The 24,426-nt window shown below is 42.2% G+C and carries 26 protein-coding genes and 2 tRNA genes; 9 read left to right on the top strand and 19 right to left on the bottom strand.

The window, feature by feature from the left end:
* Nucleotides 1-24: 24 nt before the first annotated feature.
* The gene (locus tag OC25_RS02365; protein ID WP_039471284.1) at nucleotides 25-297 is read right to left on the bottom strand and encodes a helix-turn-helix domain-containing protein; all 273 of its coding nucleotides are present in this window, start codon (nucleotides 295-297) and stop codon (nucleotides 25-27) included.
* 160 nt (nucleotides 298-457) lie between these two features.
* Here OC25_RS02365 and OC25_RS02370 point away from each other — a divergent pair, with 160 nt between their 5' ends.
* Nucleotides 458-910: a hypothetical protein gene (locus tag OC25_RS02370; RefSeq protein ID WP_039471286.1), complete on the top strand. Its 453-nt coding sequence runs from the start codon at nucleotides 458-460 to the stop codon at nucleotides 908-910.
* Nucleotides 911-1,146: 236 nt separating this feature from the next.
* Here the strand turns inward: OC25_RS02370 and OC25_RS02375 are convergent, their stop codons facing one another.
* A complete protein-coding gene (locus OC25_RS02375) occupies nucleotides 1,147-1,365 on the bottom strand; it encodes a DUF6965 family protein (RefSeq protein WP_039471288.1) in 219 nt (72 codons plus the stop codon).
* Between the two features lie 317 nt (nucleotides 1,366-1,682).
* Between OC25_RS02375 and OC25_RS02380 the strand changes: the two genes are divergently transcribed.
* The 8 genes from OC25_RS02380 (at nucleotide 1,683) to OC25_RS02415 (ending at nucleotide 8,570) form a co-directional block, all read left to right on the top strand.
* A complete protein-coding gene (locus OC25_RS02380; protein WP_039471291.1) occupies nucleotides 1,683-2,123 on the top strand; it encodes an Hsp20/alpha crystallin family protein in 441 nt (146 codons plus the stop codon).
* Nucleotides 2,110-2,490, top strand: coding sequence for a hypothetical protein (locus tag OC25_RS02385; protein ID WP_156131374.1), 381 nt, complete (start codon nucleotides 2,110-2,112; stop codon nucleotides 2,488-2,490). The genes OC25_RS02380 and OC25_RS02385 overlap by 14 nt, the downstream gene beginning before the upstream one ends.
* 64 nt (nucleotides 2,491-2,554) lie before the next feature.
* Nucleotides 2,555-2,986 carry a response regulator gene (locus tag OC25_RS02390; protein WP_052265902.1) on the top strand — a complete coding sequence of 144 codons (432 nt, stop codon included), beginning with the start codon at nucleotides 2,555-2,557 and terminating at the stop codon, nucleotides 2,984-2,986.
* A gap of 122 nt (nucleotides 2,987-3,108) precedes the next feature.
* On the top strand, nucleotides 3,109-4,563 hold the full coding sequence (gene nhaA / locus OC25_RS02395) for a Na+/H+ antiporter NhaA (protein WP_245221862.1): 1,455 nt from the start codon (nucleotides 3,109-3,111) through the stop codon (nucleotides 4,561-4,563).
* Nucleotides 4,563-5,894 carry a DUF389 domain-containing protein gene (locus tag OC25_RS02400; protein ID WP_082018478.1) on the top strand — a complete coding sequence of 444 codons (1,332 nt, stop codon included), beginning with the start codon at nucleotides 4,563-4,565 and terminating at the stop codon, nucleotides 5,892-5,894. The genes nhaA and OC25_RS02400 overlap by 1 nt, the downstream gene beginning before the upstream one ends.
* 528 nt (nucleotides 5,895-6,422) lie before the next feature.
* Nucleotides 6,423-7,112 carry a MarR family winged helix-turn-helix transcriptional regulator gene (locus OC25_RS02405; RefSeq protein WP_052265904.1) on the top strand — a complete coding sequence of 230 codons (690 nt, stop codon included), beginning with the start codon at nucleotides 6,423-6,425 and terminating at the stop codon, nucleotides 7,110-7,112.
* A 45-nt stretch (nucleotides 7,113-7,157) separates the two neighbouring features.
* Nucleotides 7,158-8,009, top strand: coding sequence for a phytoene/squalene synthase family protein (locus OC25_RS02410; RefSeq protein ID WP_039471295.1), 852 nt, complete (start codon nucleotides 7,158-7,160; stop codon nucleotides 8,007-8,009).
* A gap of 30 nt (nucleotides 8,010-8,039) precedes the next feature.
* On the top strand, nucleotides 8,040-8,570 hold the full coding sequence (locus OC25_RS02415; RefSeq protein WP_039471297.1) for a lipocalin family protein: 531 nt from the start codon (nucleotides 8,040-8,042) through the stop codon (nucleotides 8,568-8,570).
* A 98-nt stretch (nucleotides 8,571-8,668) separates the two neighbouring features.
* Here OC25_RS02415 and OC25_RS02420 read toward each other — a convergent pair whose 3' ends face one another.
* From OC25_RS02420 to OC25_RS02500, 17 genes are all read right to left on the bottom strand, one after another.
* Nucleotides 8,669-8,914 carry a hypothetical protein gene (locus OC25_RS02420; protein ID WP_039471299.1) on the bottom strand — a complete coding sequence of 82 codons (246 nt, stop codon included), beginning with the start codon at nucleotides 8,912-8,914 and terminating at the stop codon, nucleotides 8,669-8,671.
* A 774-nt stretch (nucleotides 8,915-9,688) separates the two neighbouring features.
* Entirely contained in the window at nucleotides 9,689-9,910 is a 222-nt protein-coding gene (locus tag OC25_RS02425; RefSeq protein ID WP_039471301.1) for a hypothetical protein, read from the bottom strand.
* A gap of 447 nt (nucleotides 9,911-10,357) precedes the next feature.
* The gene (locus OC25_RS02430) at nucleotides 10,358-10,957 is read right to left on the bottom strand and encodes an RNA polymerase sigma factor (protein WP_082018479.1); all 600 of its coding nucleotides are present in this window, start codon (nucleotides 10,955-10,957) and stop codon (nucleotides 10,358-10,360) included.
* A 117-nt stretch (nucleotides 10,958-11,074) separates the two neighbouring features.
* Entirely contained in the window at nucleotides 11,075-11,641 is a 567-nt protein-coding gene (locus OC25_RS02435) for a fasciclin domain-containing protein (RefSeq protein ID WP_039471303.1), read from the bottom strand.
* Between the two features lie 446 nt (nucleotides 11,642-12,087).
* Complete coding sequence (locus OC25_RS02440) at nucleotides 12,088-12,474, bottom strand: zinc-binding dehydrogenase (protein WP_342418090.1); 387 nt, start codon at nucleotides 12,472-12,474, stop codon at nucleotides 12,088-12,090.
* A 582-nt stretch (nucleotides 12,475-13,056) separates the two neighbouring features.
* Nucleotides 13,057-14,304: a site-specific integrase gene (locus OC25_RS02445; protein ID WP_039471680.1), complete on the bottom strand. Its 1,248-nt coding sequence runs from the start codon at nucleotides 14,302-14,304 to the stop codon at nucleotides 13,057-13,059.
* Between the two features lie 265 nt (nucleotides 14,305-14,569).
* Nucleotides 14,570-14,643: transfer RNA gene (locus tag OC25_RS02450), tRNA-Pro, on the bottom strand.
* Nucleotides 14,644-14,697: 54 nt separating this feature from the next.
* A tRNA-Pro gene (locus OC25_RS02455) sits at nucleotides 14,698-14,771 on the bottom strand.
* 545 nt (nucleotides 14,772-15,316) lie between these two features.
* Nucleotides 15,317-17,167: a M60 family metallopeptidase gene (locus tag OC25_RS02460; RefSeq protein ID WP_082018481.1), complete on the bottom strand. Its 1,851-nt coding sequence runs from the start codon at nucleotides 17,165-17,167 to the stop codon at nucleotides 15,317-15,319.
* 601 nt (nucleotides 17,168-17,768) lie between these two features.
* Nucleotides 17,769-18,260, bottom strand: a complete 492-nt coding sequence (locus tag OC25_RS02465) for a cupin domain-containing protein (RefSeq protein WP_039471307.1) — start codon at nucleotides 18,258-18,260, stop codon at nucleotides 17,769-17,771.
* Between the two features lie 2 nt (nucleotides 18,261-18,262).
* Nucleotides 18,263-19,333 carry an alpha/beta hydrolase gene (locus OC25_RS02470; RefSeq protein WP_039471309.1) on the bottom strand — a complete coding sequence of 357 codons (1,071 nt, stop codon included), beginning with the start codon at nucleotides 19,331-19,333 and terminating at the stop codon, nucleotides 18,263-18,265.
* A gap of 7 nt (nucleotides 19,334-19,340) precedes the next feature.
* Complete coding sequence (locus OC25_RS02475) at nucleotides 19,341-20,066, bottom strand: carboxymuconolactone decarboxylase family protein (protein ID WP_039471311.1); 726 nt, start codon at nucleotides 20,064-20,066, stop codon at nucleotides 19,341-19,343.
* An 18-nt stretch (nucleotides 20,067-20,084) separates the two neighbouring features.
* Nucleotides 20,085-20,711: a flavodoxin gene (locus OC25_RS02480; RefSeq protein WP_039471313.1), complete on the bottom strand. Its 627-nt coding sequence runs from the start codon at nucleotides 20,709-20,711 to the stop codon at nucleotides 20,085-20,087.
* Between the two features lie 79 nt (nucleotides 20,712-20,790).
* Entirely contained in the window at nucleotides 20,791-21,882 is a 1,092-nt protein-coding gene (locus tag OC25_RS02485) for an alpha/beta hydrolase (protein WP_245221864.1), read from the bottom strand.
* A 143-nt stretch (nucleotides 21,883-22,025) separates the two neighbouring features.
* A complete protein-coding gene (locus tag OC25_RS02490; protein ID WP_039471316.1) occupies nucleotides 22,026-22,499 on the bottom strand; it encodes a nuclear transport factor 2 family protein in 474 nt (157 codons plus the stop codon).
* A gap of 46 nt (nucleotides 22,500-22,545) precedes the next feature.
* Entirely contained in the window at nucleotides 22,546-23,529 is a 984-nt protein-coding gene (locus tag OC25_RS02495; protein WP_039471318.1) for an aldo/keto reductase, read from the bottom strand.
* A 16-nt stretch (nucleotides 23,530-23,545) separates the two neighbouring features.
* Complete coding sequence (locus OC25_RS02500; RefSeq protein ID WP_039471320.1) at nucleotides 23,546-24,397, bottom strand: aldo/keto reductase; 852 nt, start codon at nucleotides 24,395-24,397, stop codon at nucleotides 23,546-23,548.
* Between the last annotated feature and the right edge of the window lie 29 nt (nucleotides 24,398-24,426).

Genomic DNA, 24,426 nt, shown 5'->3' on the forward strand with positions numbered 1-24,426 from the left:
TTGTCTTAAAGGCATAATGAATACCTATACCCTCTTATTCATCATTGCCTCGATATCCTCATACTTATAATACATCAGGCCACCGATCCTTGTGAACTTGATCTGGCCACTTTTTCTGAGCTGTAAGAGCGTTCCGGGCGAGATTCCCAACAACTGCCTCACCTCGTAGCTTTTGATAAATGGCTTCTGCCTATCCTTACCAGCTGGCGGCTTAAAGGTAGGCCTTCTCAGCTCTGCAAAAAGTTCCTGCTTGAATTGTTCAAGATCTTCCTTGGTTATAAATTCCAATGTCCCCATATAATATTTTTTTTCTGTGGGATAAAACTGATAAAATCCAGATCACCAAAAGGGTAATCCCAGGTTACTTACCATTTATTTTACCAAACAAATTTATTGGCAATCAAGCAGCATCAAATAATGTCCTTTTCATTATTGAAGTTCTTAAACCATCCGGGGCATGCTTTGGGTAAAGAATTACCTGATGGTTATAAGGTTGATCCAGGTTGTGGATAAATTCATTAATAATTTAGCAACAGGCTTGTTAACTTTGTTAATTATGTCCAGTGAATATAAAGTCATTCATCTTTTTGAAAACCCTGATCTGATTATCATGAAAATAAATCCCAAAGAGTTTCCTCTGGCAACAGAAACCTGGGACATGTATCACTGGCTGTATTTTGATAAATTATCGGGTTGTTTATTGAAACTTTGGTTTCACAGCTCGGATTCCTCGACTGAAATAGAGGAACGCTATTTTGAACAGGGCTATCTCAAGTTCAGTGAAACTGAGGCTACCTTTATTGAAAAATTCAATTCTTCCCAGCATAAATTGGTTAACTATAGCCGCAGGCCGGTAAGTCCTGAGGTACAGGAACTGATCGATGGATACCTGAAGCAGCCCATGGGCTAAAGCATTATCGCACACCATTCAGCGATTGCAAAAATATCCTTGTTACTAGGGTAATGCAGGTACGCAATGCCAGATTTGCCGGTCAGGACAGCATGCCGTACATCCGGGAGTTACTCGCTAGCCTGGGAACACCATCAAATAAAAAAAACCTAATTGCAATCAGTTAGCCTGCTTTTTCCAATTAAATGTGTTTTGACGGACGTGTTGACAGGGGCTTTTATCGAGGAAAGGTTAAGCTATAGATTAGATTCTATCAGCAATTTGAAAGCTTTCAAACGGTACAGTATGGGCGCATTTGGCTTGCTGTTGGGATCAACCCTGAGGGAGGTAAACTGTGCTTCAAGAAACTTGTCTACATCGGCAATCTGTGTGCCGGGAAATAACATAACTGGTGGCTTAGGTAATTCAACGTTCTTAAACCATTCTTCCAGTTCATCCACTTCTTGCATTGTCATGCTACAAAATTAATTCAACGGAAAATTTTCTAAAAATATTTTTGTCTGAATTTCGTAGACCTTTACCTTTTGGTTGGATTACCAGATGGTCCGTGCTGTGAAAAATTTCGCGGTTATCACTGAAATTTTTTCAGTTTCACAGCTGCAAATTTTGCAGAAAAAATGAAATTTTTTCAGAAAACCCGCTTGCCTTTCTGTTCCAAACGTAATGGCACAGCACTTGATTGATATGGATACAACCTGATAGATGCAGGTGACAGATAAAATTAATTGATTTATAGTCCATTTATTATTAAAACACTAAAAGGAGAAAAACTATGACATTGGTTAAATTCAATCCCGAAAAAAAGAACAGTTCATTATTGCCAGGCTTTAATGACATTTTCGAATCTGTATTAGGCGATACGTTTTTCACTGACCGCCGCATCAGCAGCCTTCCTGCAGCCAATATTTCTGAATCCAACGCGGCATACCACATTGATCTGGCCGCCCCGGGCCTGAAAAAAGAAAATTTCAGGGTAGGTTTGGATGGGCATTTGCTAAGGATTTCTTCGGAGCAGCAAGATGAAAGCAACACGGAGGGAAAAAACTTTAACCGCCGGGAATACGGCTATGCTTCATTTACGCGTTCATTCACCTTGCCTGAAAGCGCAGATGTTAATGCGATTCAGGCCAGCTACAAAGACGGGGTACTCAGCCTGCATATTCCCAAAAAGGAAGAAGCCAGGGCGGTATCCAAACAGATTGAAATACAATAATGTAAGTGCCGCTCAATGCGGCACTTTGTATTACCAACCCTCAAAAAAACAGTTTATGGATATGCGTTTTACAATTACTGTCAGCCTTCAGGGGCCGGGAGAAAAAAAAACCACATATGGACGGTTTTGCATTGGAGATGATAAAAACATTGCCATGGAAATCTTCTCCCGCTTATCAGGCAAGCCTGAAAACGACTCGGGATTCGCGTTAATAATGGAATTTTTCGAAGAGGTTATGGGGTTGCCGGTTCCTTGCGGGAGGTTATATTGCGCTTTAGGTGAGCTAAAAGAGAATATCGCCTTTATATCAAAGGAAATCTTCCGCATCGCGAACCTGGAAAATAAAGATATTGCTCCTTTGAGCTAAGAAATGAAAAACCGCCGAGCACCGGTTGGTGTTAGTAAGCCACCTTCAATAAACAAAAATTCCTATGGAGCGAAAAAAAATACTGATCGTAGAGGATGACCTTATTTTGCTTGAAACCCTTACCGGTATCCTTTCTTCGAACGGTTACGAATGCAGGGGCTGCGAGGAGGCGGAAAAGGTAACGGCCCTGGCAGAACATTTTAGACCTGACCTGTTTATCATTGACTATATGCTTCCTGAATGGAATGGAGGGGAACTCTGTGGAGCGATCCGGGGACTCGAGGGCTTTGCGCAAACGCCGATCATTATCACATCGGCCTATACCAGCATAGTGCTTTCTTTAGCAGATTATGGTTGCGATGCTGTCCTTGAAAAACCCTTTAGTATTGATGAGCTACTCAAGCTCATCAGCTCGCTGCTTAGCGCCGGATCACCTGACAGTGGCCTTATCCCCAAGGTCAAGATGATCATAAAAAACATTATTCCAAAGCATTAATGGCAAGCTATTCCCCAGAAATCCCATCGTGCTTTCATATGCGCAACAGCCTCAACTCAGCCTGAAGACATCATGCTTCCCAATGGAAACGGTATGCAGTAAAAATAAATCGGGGAGCTTGGATGGAGATTGGCAGGTGCGATCGTGAAAAGTTCCGAAAGAATCATTTTGACCGGAAAACAGATCCTCTGGTATCATTTTTGGAGAGAAAACCTTATTTTGCCGGCAAAGAAAAGGATACTATGATCAAAAATCTACCTAAAACCCCTATTGAAAAAATTATTGCCCCGGTTAACCGTTTTGTACACCTGGAGTATACCAGTGGTATTGTACTGCTGATCAGTGTAATTATCGCTATTGTGTGGGCAAACTCATCAATCGGGGATTCCTATCACCATTTATGGGAAATGCATTTCAAGGTTGGCCTGGGTGAACATATTCTCGATAAGCCTTTACACATCTGGATCAATGACGGACTGATGGCACTTTTTTTCTTTGTGATCGGACTCGAGCTCAAGCGGGAATTTATGGAAGGGGAACTCTCTACATTTTCGAAAGCTTTACTACCGATGACTGCCGCCCTGGGAGGCATGCTTGTTCCGGCCGGAATATATCTGTTGTTTAATTCTGGTAGTGAGGCGCAGCATGGATGGGGAATCCCGATGGCTACCGATATTGCTTTTGCCCTGGCGCTGCTTTCCATGGCGGGTAAGCACATCCCCGGCGCTGTTAAGGTTTTCCTCTCGGCACTTGCCGTGGCGGACGATTTGGGTGCTGTGCTGGTGATTGCCTTTTTTTACACTGGCTCGGTGAATTTCACCGCACTGGGCATTGCAGGTTTATTTTTATTGGTACTGGTCATCGGAAATGCAATGGGAATACGCAGTACTGCGTTTTATTTGATTGTCGGTATAGCGGTTTGGATTGGTTTTTTACTCTCAGGGGTACATGCAACTCTTGCCGGTGTATTGGTGGCTTTCACCATTCCTGCCAGGACCAGGATCGATGAGCAGGTTTATTCCGGGGCGCTCCGCCGCCTGAGTGAGGATTTTGACAGGGAGATTCCCAGCAATAGTTCGCTCACTACCCCTGAGCAGCACAGGACCATCCGGGAAGTGAAAGACCTGAGCACGGCAGCTGAAACACCCCTTCAAAAAATTGAACACGCCCTTCACCCCTATGTTGCTTTTTTAATTATGCCTCTTTTTGCCCTTGCTAATTCAGGGATAATCATTGGAGCGGATTTCTTTTCTGTTATACTCAATCCGGTATCCATGGGAGTCAGTGTGGGGCTTGTGGCGGGCAAGTTTACCGGGATCATGCTGTTCTGCTTTGTGATGGTAAAGTTGGGGTTTGCACGTTTACCGGTGGGTTCAACCTGGAAGCAGATGATGGGCATCTCGCTTTTAGCCGGAATTGGCTTTACCATGTCCCTGTTTATCAGCGGGCTTGCTTTCTCCGATCCGCAAACCGTCCAACAGGCTAAATATGGCATTCTGATCGCATCTGTCATCGCGGGTTTACTTGGTTCGCTGGTGCTAAAATCGACAACACATAACAACCTAAATAAGGATTAATGATGAAAGATCAAAAAAAATCAGGTTTTAAAGATTTGCTGAATCTTTTTTTTGCCCGCAGGTTTAACCTGCATCTGGATAAGGCAAATGAGGAAGAAGTGGTGGCTTCTATTACGGCCAACAGTGTTTTTGTAGGCCCAAGTCTCTGGATTCTTATATTTGCAATTTTTATTGCCTCTATAGGTCTCAATGTCAATTCTACTGCAGTTATTATTGGGGCAATGCTAATTTCTCCCTTAATGGGCCCGATTATAGGAATAGGCCTGGGCATCGGGATTAATGATTTCTCACTGGTTAGGCAAGGTGGACGAAACCTGTTGATAGCAGCTTTGATCAGTATTGCCACCTCTGCGCTATATTTTTACCTTACCCCTTTGCATGATGCGCAGAGTGAACTGCTGGCCAGAACAACCCCTTCGATTTGGGATGTGTTCATTGCCTTTGTAGGAGGAATGGCTGGCGCAATCGCTGTAACCAGGAAAGAGAAAACCAATGTAATCCCAGGTGTAGCCATCGCAACTGCACTTATGCCTCCATTATGCACAGCTGGTTACGGCCTGGCGTCGGGAAACTTGCTTTATTTCGCTGGTGCGTTATATCTTTTTTTTATTAACAGTGTTTTTATCTGTATATCTACTTACTTGATTGTACGCTTTTTAAAATTCAACAAAAAGCATTTTGAAGATCAGGGTACAGAAAAAAAAGTTTCCAGGTATATCCTTTTTACAGTCCTGCTTACGGTTATCCCCAGCATTTACCTGGCCTATGGAATTGTTCAGAAAAGTATTTTTGAAAACAGTGCACAACGTTTTGTCCGTGAGGTTTTTGATTTTAACAATACACAGGTAGTCAGCAAGACTTTCAAATATTCAAGAAAATCCAGCGAAATTGATTTGCTGGTTATTGGCGCTCAGCTCTCGGGCCCCACTATAGACACCATTCGGGGTAAACTCAAGGATTATCGCCTGCAAGGAACCAAGTTAACCATCCGTCAGGGGCTTGACGCCCAGGCGAATATTGATTTTTCCCAGATTAAGGCGAGTATTATGGAAGATGTCTTCAACAGGGACTCCCTGAATACCGGCAGCAAAAAGCAAGCAATTATCCCTGCCCCTGAAATCAGGCAAGAGCTCCGGGCCCTTTTTCCTGCAATCAGGTCTTACAGTCTTTCCAGGGCAATTTTCCGATATACCGATACAGCCAGAAATGACTCTTTGCTACAATTTACAGCCGTTTTAAATGGACGAATTAACCTATCAGATGAGGCTAAATTGCAAAACTGGTTAAAGGCCAGGCTAAGTCAGGATACGATTCTTGTGTTATTGAAGTAGCCGCTTGTGTCCTCGCCTTTCAAATCAGGTAGTAGCAAACCGAATATAAGCTGGCAATACTATCGTTTAACGCTGTTTTTGATCCCATAGCGCTAAGGACAGAATATGTTAATGAATATCCGTTCACAACATTTACCTATCGAGCCGTAAACAAACCAGTCAAATACAACTCTTCAATGCCTTCCATAAGCGAAATTTTACTTATGCTAAGGATTAAGAGATATTAACGCATAGCCATCAAAAAACAAGCGATCAAGCAATTTCTTTCAATTACTCCAGTGAGCCCTTATCACATCCCGCTTAGGGCTTGCAGCGTTTGCAATCTTCGACGAGGTTTGCAGCAGATACCGGTCTATGCTGTGCAGCGCAAATATCTGGTTATTTGCAGGCCTGTCTCCTTGGATCGATGTAAACCATAAATCGTGCACCTCTATCTTTGGAGCTGCGATTAATATTGAACCAATAAAAATATTTAATTAGTACAAAAACATACTTTTGTTTTAATTGTTTTGTATAAAAAAATATCAAATGAAATATCACTTGTTAACAGAAATTATGCTTTTGCTCGAAGACTTTGAACATTCGGCTGACAACCTGGATAATCCCGGTCTGCAGGATTTTCTGACATGGGCTATTTTGAATAAGCTGGGAAATGTCAGCGCTACACCTGAACCTGACTGGGAGGGAAAAGAAAATGGTAGAAGCCCTGAGAGTGCTATTACAACCTTATTGGTTCATTTAAACCGCTATGCAAGAACATACTCCAGGGCAGCGATCGAAGGATCGAAATTTTCTACGCAAGACGATTTCAGCTATTTAATCAATTTGAAAGCTTTCGGGGAGATGACCAAAATGGAACTGATTAAAAAAAATATACAAGATAAGCCCACCGGCGTGCAAATTATAAACAGGCTGATTAAGAATGGTTGGGTTATGCAGCGAGCCTCTTCCCAAGACAGGCGAAGTAAAATTTTAAAAATCACCGCAGGGGGGCTTGAGGCATTGGAACTTCAGATGGGAAGGATTCGTTTAGCCAGCCGCATAGTGACAGCCAACCTCAACCACCATGATAAAATGACCTTGATCAGCTTACTTAATAAACTTGAGGCATTTCACCATCCTATTTTTATCAAACAAGCCAATGCGAAAAAACTCCTCGATGTGGCCTTGGAACAGTTACGGCCCGATGAGCTTCCAACCGGGCTACAACCGGGGTAGTCCGACAGGAAAAATTTAACTCCTAAACCACACTAAAAACGCACTATGAAACAACTATTTGATGAACTATCCTTTAAAGTCAGTAAAGCTGTTACACAAAAATACAGTACGAGCTTTTCTATAGGTATCTTTGCACTTTCCCCCGCCATACGGCCATGGATTTATGCAATATATGGTTATGTTCGTTTGGCAGATGAAATTGTAGATAGCTTCCACGGCTATGATAAAGCAACGCTGCTAAACAGGTTTCGTGCAGATACCTGGATGGCAATTGATGAAAAAATTTCGCTGAATCCTATCCTGCAAGCCTTTCAGGAAACAGTAAACCGTTACTCAATCGATCGATCGCTAATTGAGCAGTTTCTGAATAGTATGGAAATGGACCTGGAGCATTTCACTTACGACTACCAGCTTTACCAGACATATATCCTGGGATCTGCTGAAGTTGTAGGACTGATGTGCCTTAAAGTATTTGTAAATGGTGATGCATGTCAATTTGAAAGCCTTAAGCCGGCTGCAATGAAGCTTGGATCGGCTTTCCAGAAAGTGAACTTCCTTCGCGATCTAAAAGCAGATTCCCAGCAACTCGGCAGATGTTATTTCCCTGGCATGAGGACTGATATTTTTGATAATAAAATTAAATGCCAGATTCAAGAAGACATCGAAACTGATTTTGAACAGGCGCTCGAAGGCATCAGAAAGCTCCCAATGTGCGCAAGGTTTGGTGTTTATCTTGCTTACAATTACTACTGGTCATTATTTAAAAAGATAAAAAATACACCGGCAGAAATGATTATGCATAAGCGGATCCGTATCCCAAATACCCAGAAAATTTCGCTTGCCATGAGCAGTTACATCAGCTATAAAATGGCAATTGCAAAAATGGCAGCTTTTTAACTTATCAGCCGTAATCTTAAAATAATAAATATGAATACAAAAACAACTTGTCTGTTAGTAGGGCTTTTAGCGTTATCGCTGATTTACTCCTGCGCTTCTATTCCAAAAAATGCCAAGGCTGTCCAGCCTTTTTTACCAGATGCTTACCTTGGGAAATGGTATGAAATTGCCCGGTTTGATTATATTTTTGAGCGTAACCTGGATAATGTCACTGCAAATTACAGTAAGGGGAAAAATGGGGAGATCAAAGTACTCAACAAGGGATTTAATTACAAAAAACAAAAATGGAGTTCTTCTGAAGGAATTGCTAAATTTACAGGTGCGGAAAACACTGCTGCACTGAAAGTTAGTTTTTTCAGACCCATATACGCAGCTTATAACGTCATCGCAATCGATAAAGATTATAAGTATGCAATGGTTGCAGGTAAGAACCTGAATTATCTCTGGTTATTATCCAGGCAGAAAACTATGCCTATGGCCCTCCAGCGGGCATACCTGAAACAGGCAGAGGAAATCGGTTATGACACAGGAAAGCTAATCTATGTTAAACATGATAAATAAGTCCAATGTATGCCCTTTAAAGGACTAACCGGCTATTGGGCCACGGTCATTTGGCGAGTGATAAACATGAAGACCGTAATGCATATTTTATCTTACTGTTAACGCCCATGCGGGCCTTTAAGTTTCTCCAAATCGTACCTGATTTCCTGAATCTGGGTTAAATGATGGCCGGAAATGTCAGCAATCACTTCGATAAAGATTTCAGCATTCCGGCTGGAGGACAGCTCCTTGCCAAAACTTTTTGACAATGCGTTTAAAGTCCCGATGGAGGTCTTCAGGTTTAAGACCTTTTTTTCAACCAACATTAACTCAGAAATTGTTTCAGAGGGTTCCTTGAATAACATGTTATAGGTTTGTAAGCTTGTTAAAGCAAATTTATACCATCGGGTTATTTTTTCAAAGTAGTATTTTCAAATTACTTCTACTATTTTCCCGGTCTATAAAGTCTCAGCAGCGCTTTGAAATTTACAGCCGCCAGCTCTAGTTGTTGCCAGACTACCTGGTTAGCCTGATGTAAATTTGCTGACCAAATTCCATCAAAAAACCAACTTGCCAGTTTACTTATACTTGAAGGGTATGACTTAGATCCCCAATCTGGTCTTTTTGGTAATCAGCCCAATTTTCATGGGCCAGGTGGCGAGCTAAAATATCTATACCCCTTCTAAAGGTATTGACCCAGTCTGCAGCACTCCGAACAGCCTTTTTATTGTGCTTTCAGCTAAATATTCACCAATTGCATAAAAGGCTTCAACAGATATTTTCCGGGAGAAAAGATGTTGAGATGAATCACCAACAAATTTGCTTAATACAGTTTTTTTAATCTCGTTAATGCAGGTGCAATAATCCCTGGTTCAGCAATCTGAATTAAAATCATGGACATTTGCTAAAAACCAAAGCTGGAAAAATTCACCTGCTCCGGCTCTGAAAACGACCTTTTCAAAAATCTGCCTTCCAGGAATTATTTCCTCTGGCAACAGTGGTATGCTGGTCGGATTTCTCATTTAAATTTCCCCGTTGAACACAGGTACTGACCGTACCTTTAAGGCGCTTTTCCTGGACAGCTTATGAACTAATTGGTTTAGCTCGAGCCCCTGCAGGATCACTTGCTCCAGGGTGAGTTATTCCGCTGTACCAGCATTCGGGCAATTGAGCAAAAGGCTGCCTACTGTTAACCTTGACAGCTGATGGTAGTAGTAAATGAGTTTATGGCAAAAATCTTCCTGATTAAGGTAAGCAGGAAGTCCGTGAAAGGTGCCCGATTGCAGTGGTAGTAAGAAAGCCGGGTTATGGGCAAACTTAATCCCTTTTGGGATGGACTTTGCTTGGATCTTTCCGGGCATTCGGTTTTTCTTTAGTTGGTAATCCGCGGACCCATACTACGGGCTTTGAAAATGACCAGCGTGGTAACATTTAAATCGATTGAAATCGTTAGCAGAAAATATACCATTTGAAATAAAGCAGACCAACTAGCGGGATGATAGCGAATATGAGGTAAAATTAAGAATTTGCTTTTCCAAAAAACGCTAAAAATTCAGGCAACGCCGTGTGCTAAGTCCGGGTATCGGATTGTGCTATTTCAGCAACAGCATCCGGCAGAGAGGAATTGGAAAAGGTTTTACTACAAATCCTTGCGCTCACCCCTTTTTTTGCTCCGTCTATGAGCATTGCAAATATAGGATTTTTTACCAGAATGGCTTTCATTACAAAACGCTTCTTTGCTGGCTGTTAACTGTTTTGGCAAAACAGCTCGCATGGAGCCATTGCCAGCAAGTTTCGCAACGCTTATGTTATGCACTCAGAGCAAAGTCACCTCCGTTTTCAAAACAGAATCTCTTTCGTAGAGCGACAATAGCCAGCCGTATGGCTGTCTTCACGCTTCCCAAAGGCATTTGTAGCAGGTCTGCAATTTCAGCGTGGGTATATCCCTGGAAATATGCCAGATGGATCATTTCACGGTGTTTTGTGCAAAGTTGATCGATAAGCTTTTTTAAACCTATGGTATCGATATTAAATTGTTCAGCTGGTTTGTTCATAAGCTCGCTCCGGACATCATCCAGTTCGAAGGTTTTTTTGCCGTTTTTTGAAGATACCAGTCTGATGTGGTCGATAGCGATATTCCTTGCAATATTAAGCATCCAGGTAAAAAGCCTGCCCTTGGCCTGATCGTAGTGGACAATACTTTTACTGATCTTAACAAAACAATCCTGTAACAAATCTTCTGCTATTTCCCTTTGAATCACGATTTTGGTAATAACACCCAGCAAGCTGGCTGAATACATTTTATAAAGTTTTCTAAAGGCCTGCTCATCTCCGTTGATGAGGGCCAGTATAAGCTCTTTTTCGTTAAGGTATTTGGATGAAGGATGGCAAAGTATACGTGTTTTCATGATTCTTGTGAGGGCTTAGGTGAGCTTCGCTGACCGGGATAGATATTTGGTTGATTGATTGTCTATTGCCAAAAAATAATTAGTGCCCTCTTGGGGACACTAATTATTTTTTGGCTATTATTTTGGCATCAATACGGTATCCACTACATGAATGACCCCATTTTTCTGATAGACGTCAGCAATGCTCACTGTGCTTTTTCCGCCTTTTTCATCTTGTAGTACCAGTTTACCACCTTGCATCCAGGCCCAAATTTTCCCGCCTTCTACAGTTGTCAGTTCAGCTTTGCCTTTACCTTTTTTGATTGCAGCTGCGATAATTTTGCTGTCCATTTTACCTGCCAGGACATGGTAAGTCAGAATTTTAGTTAAGGTAGCTTTGTTTTCCGGTTTTACCAGGTTGTCTACCGTGCCGGCAGGCAACTTATCAAACGCGCTATTGGTTGGCGCAAAAACCGTAAAAGGCCCCTTTCCTTTTAAGGTTTCAACCAGACCCGCTGCCTTCACTGCGGCAACCAGTGTGGTGTGGTCTTTTGAGTTAACGGCGTTGTCAACGATGTCCTTTGAAGGATACATGGCTGCACCACCTACCATTTTGGTTCCTTTTTCAGCTTGTGCGAAAACGGTGGTGTTCGTTGCAAGTGCGATAGCTACTAGGGCAAATGCGGTTGAGAAAAGTTTTTTCATGGTTGTTTTTGTTGTTATAAGCCCAATTACGAAATAGTGCCTAAGGACAGATTTGAGATGGAACAACAAAAAACAAACAAAAACATAAAGCACTATCTATCAGATATTTAATAATAAACAAAATAGGAATACACTAATTAGGTGTGCGTTAGTTAGCATGATCGCTTACAAAGTACCTATCCAGTACGCAGGCAGGGTCAGCCACCTTGGCTTGCTTGTTTTTTTAAACCAATATCCCTATGCCCGGAGATTGTCAGCTAGCCAATCCACTGACAAACAAAACATTATACCAGTTACTTTTAATTAAAAAAAGCCATACCAATGACTTTAATTTTACTCGGAAGGCCAGGCGCTATTGGTCTATAACAGGAGTTATTCCGATCGATTGCTGGGCGTGCCATCCTTGCGGTTTTGTCTGGCTGATTATTGGTTATGATTACCAGATATTATTGCCCTGCGATGTCAAGTACGATGCGTCCTTCAATTTTTCCAGCTTTCATCTGTTCAAATACATCATTGATTTCATCAAGTCTAGCTGTTTTTATCTGTGCCTTGACCTTTCCTTCTACGGCGAAGGAAATGGCTTCCTGCATGTCTTTCCTTGTTCCAACTATCGAACCCCTGATGGTGAACCTGTTGAGTACGGTCTCAAAAATAGGAAGTTGAAAGTCGCCCGGAGGAAGTCCGTTGAGCGAAAGCGTTCCTTTCCTGCGCAGAGCTGACAATCCCTGGCTGAATGCGATGGGCGTTCCAGCCGTAAGCAGTACGCCATGCATGCCTCCGGTCTGTTTTTTTAAGAAAGCTCCAGGATTCTGCTCAGCGGAATTCACCACCAGATCCGCGCAGGTCTGGAAGCCCGGGCGGGTTGAATGGCCTGAACTCCCTGATGCACATTACTATCTGATCAAATCTAAAATTTCAACCGAGCATTACAACATATTTCAAGATACACCTTTCGAAGTGGACTTCCGGGAAAAAATTGGCACGCGTTGGAATAATTCCGATAGTAATTGGAACAAAGTCAGCCTAATATTATCTGTTTTTCAACGTCCAATGAGAATTATCGAAATTGTTAAATTAATTGCAAGAATGGACGGACGCGAGGATTTGGGAAATATGACTAGAACAATTGAGAGCCTTTTCCAATTCAAAATTAAAAAGGGTGTTCTGGCTTCCATACGGTTCTCAAAGAGGCATGCCGAGTACTACCTAATTAAATAATAATTTGGGATCTACCATAGCTACGCCTCTAACGAAACTCTTTCATTTTATTTATGTCGCTGGAGAAATAATTCAGATAACTGTTGTGAAGATCATCTGCTGTTTACGGCTGTACCGTTCCGAATTCAATTGAAACCACAGGATATAATAAAGCGATTTGGTATCTGCATTGAAGACTCTAAGCAAAAATCTGATCATACGATTTTCAATATCACAGGGTGCAACTTTTGCTTAACCAGATTCATTTCACTGGCAACTTTCTTCTTCTTCACTTTTGAATAAATCTGGGTTGTCCTGGTACTGCTATGCCCAAGCATATGGGCAACACTTTCGAGCGAAACTCCATTTTCCAGCGTTATAGTAGTGGCAAATGTGTGCCTGGCTATGTGAAATGTGAGACGTTTATTGATCCCCGCCAGTCTAGCGATAATCTTTAGGCAGCGGTTCATGTACTGGTTACTTGGAGTAGCAAAGATAGTTCCCTGAGCGAGTGAGGCTGTGGAATGCTCATACTTTTCGATAAAACCTAAAGACTCCGGTAGCAACGGCACATGAAATTTCAGTTCACTTGTATTAAGCGTTTTTTGCCTGATCATTTCAATCCATAGACTTCCGTCAGCTTCCCTCCTGATATAATCATTGGTCAGCCTGCTGATCTCGTTATAGGAAAGTCCGGTATAACAACTGAACAGAAACATTTCTTTCACGAGCATGACCTGCTCATTTTCAATTTCAAGTGACCATAACTCAGAAATTTCGTCCATATCAAGACATTCCCTGTCTTTCCTAACCATGAGACGCTTGTGATTTAAAAAAGGGTCTGTGATTATCCACCCAAATTTGAGCGCAATGCCCGTCAACTTCTGCAACCTTTCCAAATGTTTCATTACAGTGTTATTCGTACACGGGCGTTGGAACCGATCGGGTTCTTTTTTCCTCAAGTAAACTGCAAACTCGGTAATAAACCGAAAGTCTAATGCCATAAGCTGGATGTCTTTCAGTTTTTTCTTCTGGAGAAATTCTTTTAAGAAACGTTCAGTTGAATAATAGTTTTTGATCGTTCCTTTGGCGAGCAAAGCGCCCTGGTGCTCATAATGGTATTTGATCAGGTACATCAGGGTTTTTCCTTCCTCGTCACCCTCTACCTTGGATTTGATCGCCTGAGCAGTGATCGCTTTCTTTTGGTAGCGTAACTCATCATAAGCACCATTGATTTCATTTGTCACCTGTCTGAGCTTTTCTCGGAGCGAAATAATTTCTGGCGTATTCCCCAGGAGTCTTTGCGTCCGCTGGTTCCAAAATTTGGGCTCGACAGACCTTTTTACCGCTAGTCTGAGGTACTTACCATCGACCGTAATTTTCGCATAAATTGGAGCTTTGCCATTTAGCTCATTTTCCCGCTTTAAATAGAATGAGAGGGCAAAAGTGTGCTGAGATTTCATAAAATTTCCTCCTAAGCTGAGCACCAATTCTAGCACCTGAAAAACAGTAAAAACCAGGCGATAGCAAAATGGTGCAAAATAATTTTTAGTGATTGAAAAAAATACGCGACTCAGAAATCTACAATAATAGAAATAAGATTTTGGTGCTAGAATAGGTGCTAAATACTTTGATATTTTTAGCACCAAATTGATATGGGATAAAAATAAAAAACCCTCTAATCAATTGATTTAGAGGGTTTTTGACGGATTTTAAATCCTTGTTTCGTCGGGATGGCAGGATTCGAACCTACGACCTCCACATCCCAAATGTGGCGCGATACCGGGCTACGCTACATCCCGAACTTTGGTATCGATCTTTTTTTAATCCTGTTGTAAAGTGGATTGAACTTTTAGTCGGGATGGCAGGATTCGAACCTACGACCTCCACATCCCAAATGTGGCGCGATACCGGGCTACGCTACATCCCGAACTTTGGCATCACCTTTTTAACCTTATTTCTAAGGGTTGGCAAAGATATGGAATTTATTGGGTATTTCCATTTTTTACCAATTTTTTTTATTTTAACGGTTAAAGAAATCAAACTCCTTAATGTTATTTAAATACTATTATGCAAAGTAGTATAACTGCTGTACATCTTGTTTTAAAAACTATCTCGTTTCAACAGCGGCAAAGGTATATATAAATCTGAAGTTTGCAAGGGGCGCCTTAGCACTTTTTTAAATTATCACGATAATCACCTAATTTTCAATGAGATTATTTTCCATTTAAAACCTTCAACAGATAACAATTAGCATACATTCAATTCATATTAGAAAATTATTGATGTGCAACACTAAATTACTGAGCTTGAAAAGGCGTAAACGCGCTGTGAACGGGCATGCACTTTTAGTATAGAGCTTTATCCGAAAAAGGAAAGGGAACGAGGTTTTATCCCGCCCCCTTATCGTAAATTAACGCATTTGCTAAGATTTTTCTCTTATGCAGGTAGAGCCTGATTAATACATTATGCCGATTATTGTTTTACCAGTTTAAATTTCTGATTATTGGCACCACCGGCAGTGTATATTTCAACCTTGGTACCATTAGCAGTACCTGAGCCAGCTATATCCAGATTTTTACCAGGCGCATTTGTAGGTTCCAAAGTAAAATTACCACCGGCAACAGGGGTAATTTTCCACTCCTGAGCACTTGACCCGGTGTTTTGCCATATTTCTATCTGCGTACCATTGGCAGTAGCGGCACCCCTTACATTTAATACTTTGGCCGTATCTGCCTCCGATTGGATATAATATTTGCCAGGGGTGCTGCTTCTCTTCAACCGCCATACCTGGTTATTGGTGGTAGGGTTATTATTGCTCCACAGTGAAACAATAGCCCCATTTGTGGTATTTGAACCATTAAGATCGAGCAGGCTGCTATTATTTACTACCGATATGATTTTATAACGGGCACTATTCTCAATACCGGCAGTATTTTCATCTGTTAAAGTAGTCGGGTCGACAGTTGGTGCCGGTAAATTAAGCGCAGCAATTTCATCGTAAACACTTTGCGCTACCGGCAATGCCCACTTCCTGAAAAAATAGCTCAGGTCTTTACCAGAAATATTACAGGCTTTTAGCATAAAGTAGCGCATCCTTACTGCGTTATTGGCCGGATCATCGGTGTTGCCAAAAGCAGGTTTTTCTATACGCGACTGTTTATGCAGGTTAATGTAAAACGAATCGCCAAAGGCCAGCCAGAGTTGATGGAACATCATTAAACGTACAAATGGGTCATTAATCGTACCACTGGTTGCATTAAAATTTTTATTTGGATCGGTACTTGCCAGGTAACTAAGGGCATTATTGGTAATGCTGCCTTTAAGCCGGTTAACACCATTGCCACCAATGGCCCGTTCGGCTGCAAGCGTGTAAATATTTACGGTAACCTCACCCAATCCGCTCCAGGTCCATGCAGGTTGCTGGTGCATATGCCCTATTTCATGCCATGCGCCCCACCCACTGTTAACAATAGTAGCGGCACTTATTCCTTCGTCTATAAATCCAGGCGCAAACAACACCCTGTACCAGGTTGCAACTCCCCAAATACCGGGCTTATTGCTTTCTACACCAAGTATTTTGTGTACCGGTGGTACATGATCGGCTGTTGAGCCATCAAAACCAGAAATATAGTTTTCTCCCTGGTTAATGCCAATATCAATTTTTTGCAAAACAAAATTAGCATCTGTTTCAGTCATATTTGCAGCCCTGGTGCGGGTCCACACCAAATACATATTATCATTAATCAGCAAGGCATCGGGAGCCTGACTATAGCTGGCCAATTGGGCTGCCCAATCGGTGGTTTGATTTTTGAAGAAGACCGGTACCCTTACCGCACCGCTCTTAATGGTGATACGTACTTTAGCTGTTGGTGTACCTGCTGTAATATAGCGTATCCACAGCATACCACCAACATTATCGGTTATGGTGTTAAGTCCGGCAGCGAGTGATACTGTCCGTGGATCTAAACGGGTGGTATCACGCGAATAGGTACCGATCAATAATTTCGGCAGGGTACTACCGGCAAGTTGTGTCACAACCAGTTTTACCGTATCGCCAGGCAATAAATAATAACCGGTTGGCGAAAAATCGGACCATGTTCCACCCAAACCGGCCCTTTTATTTTCGTCAAATCCATTAAGTACTTCATTGAATTCCTGGATGGAGTCTCCAACGCTTAATGGCGTAAGCGCGTTTGTAGTCATTCTTGTTGCCACTTTCAAACTGGTTTCTGATGAGGGCTCTGTAATTGGTTTCTTACAGGAGAAGAAGAATAGGTTTGAGGATAGTAATAGTACCATCCATAATAATTGTTTTGTTTTCATATACTGTTCTTGTGTTTAGATATACTAAAAAAATAAAATCAGCTGATAGATGTTGTTTCTTTAAAATTAGATGCCTATTTTTAAACATTATAGCTATATTTTAACCTAAAGCACTCATATTTTGACTTATTTACACTATAGTAACTAATAAAAAATAATACAAATTATTAAATACTAAACACCACAATACATACATTTTATCATACAGTTACATTCGGAATTTTATTATAAAAATAAGGGCTCGGTAGTTAAGTAGGGCTGTCAGCTTCAGAACAAAAGCACACGTAAAACATTTACCAGATTTGTAATCGTAAAACAAACCAACCTGTGTAGGTTTATTCCGGCCAGGTAAAATGCTTATTCGCAAACCAAACAACTTGCTAAAGCTATTGCGTTGCTGTGCTTAGAAGAGGTGGGCTATGGAAACTGGATTATTTTCAAATCCGGAGCAATGGGTAAAAATTATAGCAGAGGGCTAGCGAAAATTCAGGGAAATAGGCAGCGCTGTGCAACAGCTGTACAAGATACGAAGAACATTTTTTTCAATACGAGTCTTGTACTGGCATTCGTAATAATTCACATTACGATTAAAAGCTTAAGGTTATCTGTCACCGGCCAGATAAATACTATCACTAACAGCTTCCAACCAAACAGTGGGGCCTTTTTCGCGTCCGGTAATGGCAACCTGGAAAAATGCGGTATCGGCACTTGCGCCATGCCAGTGGGGAACATTGGGCGGACATTTGATTACATCACCTTTTCTCAGAATAACTTTCGACCTGCCTTTCTCCTGGTAATAGCCCACTCCACCGGTTACGAGCAAGATCTGTCCTGCCGGATGTGAATGCCATTTCGAACGTGCACCAGGTTCAAAGCTCACATTACCAACGTTGTTCTGATTTAAGCTATCGCTTTCTATCAGTGGCTGGAGGTAAACGACTCCGGTGAAATTGTCATTTGTTACCTTTTTGCCTTTCGCAAAAAGGCCGGACTCATCGGTATTCGCATCATGGGATACTTTAGCTTCCTGAGTACATGAAAAGAGGGATATGGAACAAATAAGCCCCAAAACTGTCTGTCTTATCTTTTTCATGCTCATAAATTGGTCTGATAAAATTGTACAAGTTTATTCAATGCCTGCGATACATACTCCTGTTTCCAGTAAGTTTGGATATGCGTAGCACCATCAAGAACAAAAAGTTCTTTATTTTTGGCATTGGTAGCTTTTGCAAAAGCTTCATCGGTCATGTATTTTGTATCTGCCTTACTCCCTGCTATCATCAGGAGGGGTTGATTGATGAGATCCATATTTGTAGCAGCATCCCAGGTCATCAGATCAAGCAGACTGCTCATTGTGTATAGGAAGGTGGAGTTAGGATGGGCATGCGTGCGATAATAATACTCATATCCCTCTCTGTACAAATCTGTTTTGGTTTTGGCAATTTCATCATCGCTGATGCTGGCTACGCCTGCATAAACAATTTTGCCACCAGCTGCTTCCTGAGCACGTGCATCAGAAGCCTGCTTTAAGCGATCCTGAATGGTGTTGAGCTGCGCGTTTTGAAAGCCGTTTCTCCTCACCTCACCCGAGTTAAACATACTCAAGGTAGCTACAGCCCTAAAACGCCTGTCGGATTGTGCTGCTTTTAGCGAATAGCCTCCACCACCACATATACCCAATACCCCTAAACGATTGGCATCAACACCAGCATAACTACTGATATAATCTGCCATACCACGAACATCTTCAACCCGGCTGGCAGGTTTATCGGTATGGCGGGGAAGTCCTCCGCTTGCCCCCTGGTAGGCTGCATCTGCTGCAATGGTAATATAACCGGCTTCTGCCAAACGCTGCGCATATAACCCTGCAGTCTGCTCCTTAATCCCGCCATTTGGATGGGCTACCACTACCGCTGGATAGTGTTTTAAGGAGTCATAGCCAGCTGGGGTATATACATTGGCCGCAATTTCTATCCCATTAAGCTTGTATTTAACAGGATGTATATTCACCTTACCTTTTTCATTTTTAGCAATAGCCCCTTCATATACCAAAGTATAGGGATTTTTTTCCTGTGCCTTTGCTACCGTTTGCCCGTTTATATCTGTTGCAGCAACAGATGAGATCAACAGCGCTGCTATTGTTTTTATGCTTTTATTTGTTTTCATATCAATTTCACTTTTTATTTTCTAGCACTTCCTGTAAAACTTTTCTTGCCACATTCGATTCCTTGTGACCAATATTTTGCTTAACAAGACCTAAAAATTCATGCAGTTGATCTGCCGTAAAGCCAAGGTTCAGGCAGATATTCAGATGCGACTTTAACATGGGTTCAACTCCACCAATACTTGCCAGCACAGAAATTGTCACCAGTTCTCTTTCTGCAAAACTTAGCACATCGCGTTCAAACAGATCGGCAAAAAGATGCTCTTTCAAAAACACTTCTATCTCTGGTGCAAATGCCGCGTACCCGATTTTTGGCCCTTTTTCAGGAATACCTGTAAGCTGTTGCAGGTTCTTTTTGCCCCTTTCGTATTTAGTTTCTTTACTTTCAATTTTTGATGCCTCTGGTCCTGGCTGATCCACAATGCCCTTGTTTTTACGCCCTTCCACCACAGTCATGAGCGTCTGAAGTGCTCTTAAACTTCTAGGGAAACCACAATAAGCATACAAATGAACCAATGTTTCCCTGGCCTGGTTGATCGTCAAACCGTTACCCAGCCCTGTATTCAAGGTCCGCTCCAATTTAGCCAGATCACCCTTTGCAGCTACAACTGCGATATTGATCAGACGCTGCTGCTTTAAACTAAGCGCGGTGTCTTTAACACTATCCTTTGCATAAACTATTGTATTCATGATAAGCATCGCCAGCAACGGAATTTTATACATTAATCTTTTCATCCTAATTTCTTTTATTTCTCATTTAGCAAAGCCAATGCGGCTTAACCATTTAACCACCTCATTTTCTGCTTCCATTGCCCTACTACCTACAATCATCAGTAACTTGCCATCACGTTCAGATCCACCCTTCATGGTAAACCCTTCCATTACTTTGCTGCCGGAACAAAGCTCCTTCACCTGATCAAAACTACTGCCTATACCATAGCCACCATTGGTATTGAACGGAATAACCTGCTTTCCTTTTAGCTTGTAACTATTTAAGAAACTTTTCATCGGTGGCGGGAGCTGCATCCCCCAGGTGGGGAAACCGATGAATATTGTATCATAGCTTGCTATGCTATCGATTTTTGTCTTTAACGGAGGTAAAAAGCCGGATTCATTTTCACGCGCTACCTGGTCAACAGTTTGCCGGTAATTTTCCGGATAAGGTTTCTCTAATTCGAGTGCAATGAGCTTGCCTCCTGTATGCTTCCCGATCATCTGCGCAATTGCTTTGGTGTTTCCGGTACGCGAGAGGTAAACAATCAGAACCTTTTGATCTGGATTTATCGGTTTATCAATAGTCCTGTCCTGTGCGCTCGTACAACCGGCAAACAAGACAATGAACATGATCACCGCCACAAAGTATAATAATGTGCTTTTCATCTTTGTCTAATATCTGATTACAAATTTCGACAAGATAAGCGGCTATAAAGTAGACAGATTACCGAAAAGACTACCCGTATTACCTATCCAGACCTTTTTTCTTTAGCCAGGCCGACAATACATCGGCTACTTCAAGGTTATTCAGATCAGCAAAAGGAAAATGGGTATTGCCTTTGATCCCAATCTCTGGCAGGTGAACCACCTGGGCATCGCCGCCGTGTTTATTAATGGCCTTTACCCAAAGCCTGGCCATTTCAAGGCCCGAACGCCAGTGATCCTGGTTCCACACGGATGTGGGTGAAGCTGCAATGTTATCGCCATAGTAGATTACAATCGGCATCCTGGTAAGCTTTTTAAAATCTTCCATCGAAATTTCAGTTCCTTTCAGCGCACCAAAAAGCCCTGTTGAAGCAATGGGTGAAGGCAATTCCCCTTCAGGAAACACAAATCCGCTGTAAGGCTCAAATGCAACTATTGCTTTTACCTTATCGTTTTTGATTCCCGTTAACCAACCAGGACCGCCACCCTGCGAATGAGCAACCAGAATACCACCATCGATTTTATCCAAAAGTGCTGAAACTGATTCGCTTACTATGGAAGCATCAAACGCGCCGGTATTTGGGGTCATCTGCCTGTAGAACTGCTCCAGGGATGCAGCATCCTTTGGAAACTGAACCCCTGGAAAATAATCTGGATAATTGCCAATACGGAACTGCGTAAACCAGAACTGTTCATCAGCAGTTGGTGTAACAGTTGCGGCAACCATACTTTTCCCAGCTTCACCACGGCGGGGCTGATCCAGGAGATAAACCCCGAACCCACGCCTCAAGAATATGTTCTGAAAACCCTCCCGACCGTCTGGCGTGGTCTCCCAGGTCTTTTTGGATTGCCCGGCCCCGTGAAGAAAAACCAGCGGATACCTGTGCGCCTTAACAGGGAGCTGATAAAAAACATAGGCATGGTCTCCATGAAAAGTCTGGCCATCGGCCTTAAGCGCATTTTTGATATCGAATACACCTTGCGTTAAATTCACTTTACCCCCTACCGCAAAACTTCCCTGCTCAGCAATCATTAATGGTTTACCAGATTTTTGCTGTTGGCCACGTACCTGAAGTGAACTAAGCGAAAGTAAAGCCGCTATTAATATTATCTCTGGTCTAATCTTCATCATACTACCTATGTTTATCGGGCCAATCGGATAAGCCCAGCTTTATTATTTCTTATAAGTGATCCGGTAGATTACGCTTGCAAAGTCATCCGAAACCAGCATTGAGCCATCTTCCAACACCAAAACATCTACCGGGCAAAAAGGCTTTAACGTGGACTGCCTGGCGTATTGATCTTGGTAAAAGAAAGCGAACCCAGTTTCCATCTCTTGTTCTCTCTGATGTAAACCTCCGTCACAATAAATGGATTGGTCACCTCGTTTCCGCCTACAACAGCCAACAAGGTGATATTATTCAATAAGATAGCCGTATTATCGATAATATTTACACTTGCAGAATGGATATCGGCTTTTTTGTAATGAATACCGCCCGACTTGATTATGTTTACTTCCTGTGCTTTTCCCCAGCTTCCGCCCATGTGCACGAATACAGATTTTTCATCAAACAGGATGGCCAGTGAATCCGCATTTTTATCTGCCATCCAATCCCATTTCTTTTTCGATAGGTCTAATACTTCCTGCTCAGCTTTGGAAGGTGTAGATGTGCGGCTTCCCGGCGACTGGGCATAGGAAAGTACGGAGGTAAGTACCAGCAATAATGCCCCGGTAATTATTTTTCTCATGTGGTTTTTAATTTAGGCGAGTATAGATTGATTTAAATATTATCATTTATTTGCCAACGCGTTTCTGCAGATCAGCAGGATAACGTTCTCCCTGCACATCAATACCTGATAATGCTTCTGCTATCACCGCGAGTTCTGTTTCTGAAAGGTGAACCTGGGCTCCAAGGACATTTTCTTCTAACCTTGCAATTTTTGTAGTTCCCGGAATTGGTGCAATCCATGGCTTCTGTGCCAGCAGCCAGGCCAAAGAGATCTGTGCAGGAGTAGCATTGTTCTTTTCAGCTAGCTGACGAACGGCATCAACAAGCACCTGATTGGCTTTGCGGTTGTCTTGAGAGAATCGGGGCACAACATTTCTGAAATCGGTAGTATCAAACTTGGTATGTTCGTCAATAGCACCCGTAAGAAATCCTTTTCCCAGCGGGCTAAATGGAACAAAACCAATTCCCAACTCTTCCAGTAATGGAATGATCTCCTTTTCAGGTTCTCTGAAAAACAAAGAGTATTCACTCTGTAATGCTGCCACAGGCTGCACTGCATGTGCCTTACGGATACTATCCACACCTGCTTCTGACAATCCCCAATGCCTTATCTTTCCTTCCTTTATCAAGTCCTGTATCGTACCTGCCACATCTTCCATCGGCACATTGGGATCAACCCGGTGCTGATAGAAAAGATCAATATAATCGGTATTTAAATACCTCAAAGCGTTTTCGGCAACCTGCCTGATCCTTTCAGGACGACTGTCGACCCCTTTCGAGGCATCGCCGTCCAGAAAACCAAACTTCGTTGCAATGACAACCTGCTGCCTGAACGAACCAACAGCTTTACCAAGCAACTTTTCGTTACCACCCTGGCTATAGGCTTCTGCAGTATCGAAAAAGGTAACGCCCAGCTCATAGGCGCGTCTGATGAGGCTGATCGCGTCTTTTTCATCTGTAGCCGGGCCATAACCAAAGGTCAACCCCATGCAGCCTAAACCTAACGCTGATACTTCAAGTCCGCCATTTCCCAATATTCTTTTTTCCATAACTCAATTTTTATCCTTAGTCGTTTAATTTTCTTTCTCCCAACCATTTTACCATCGCCGGATCACGGTGATCAAAAAAGCTGCTTGCTTTGGTATCCAATGCCTGGATAGCAGCCATGTCTTCGGCACTTAGCTTGAAATCAAAAATATTGAAGTTCTCAGCCATACGGTTTTTGTTCACTGTTTTAGGGATGGCAACCACACCTCGTTGTACTAGCCAGCGAAGTATGACCTGGGCAACAGATTTTCCATGTTCTTTTGAAATGGCGATCAAAAGTTCATCATTAAATATATTATTTTTTCCTTCGGCAAACGGTCCCCAGGACTCGATTTGCACCTGCTGCTCCTTCAAAAATTCCTGGGCTTCGAGCTGCTGATGAAAAGGATGCGTTTCGATCTGGTTAACTGCCGGAACAACCTGGTTGTGGATAATCAGGTCTATTAGTCTATCAGGTTGGAAATTGCTTACACCGATTGCCCGTACTTTGCCTTGCTTATAAAGTTCTTCCATTGCGCGCCACTCTCCATATACATCTCCAAAAGGTTGATGAATCAGGTATAGGTCAAGATAATCCAATTGTAACTTTTCCAGTGACCTGTTAAATGCTTTTATGGTTCCATCGTATCCGTTTGACTGAATCCATAACTTAGTGGTAACGAACAACTCTTCCCGTTTGACCCCACTATCTTTGATAGCCTTTCCAACAGCCTCTTCATTGCTATATGAGGCAGCTGTATCAATTAAGCGGTACCCCGTTTCAATTGCATCCATCACACTCCGTTCACATTCGGCCAGGTCTGTTACCTGAAATACTCCGAATCCCAGCAGTGGCATTTCTATTCCGTTATTTAATTTTACTGTTTCCATTTTTTGATATTTAAAAACAAGCTGACAAT

The sequence above is a fragment of the Pedobacter kyungheensis genome, assembly GCF_000812965.1.
Classification (GTDB): domain Bacteria; phylum Bacteroidota; class Bacteroidia; order Sphingobacteriales; family Sphingobacteriaceae; genus Pedobacter; species Pedobacter kyungheensis.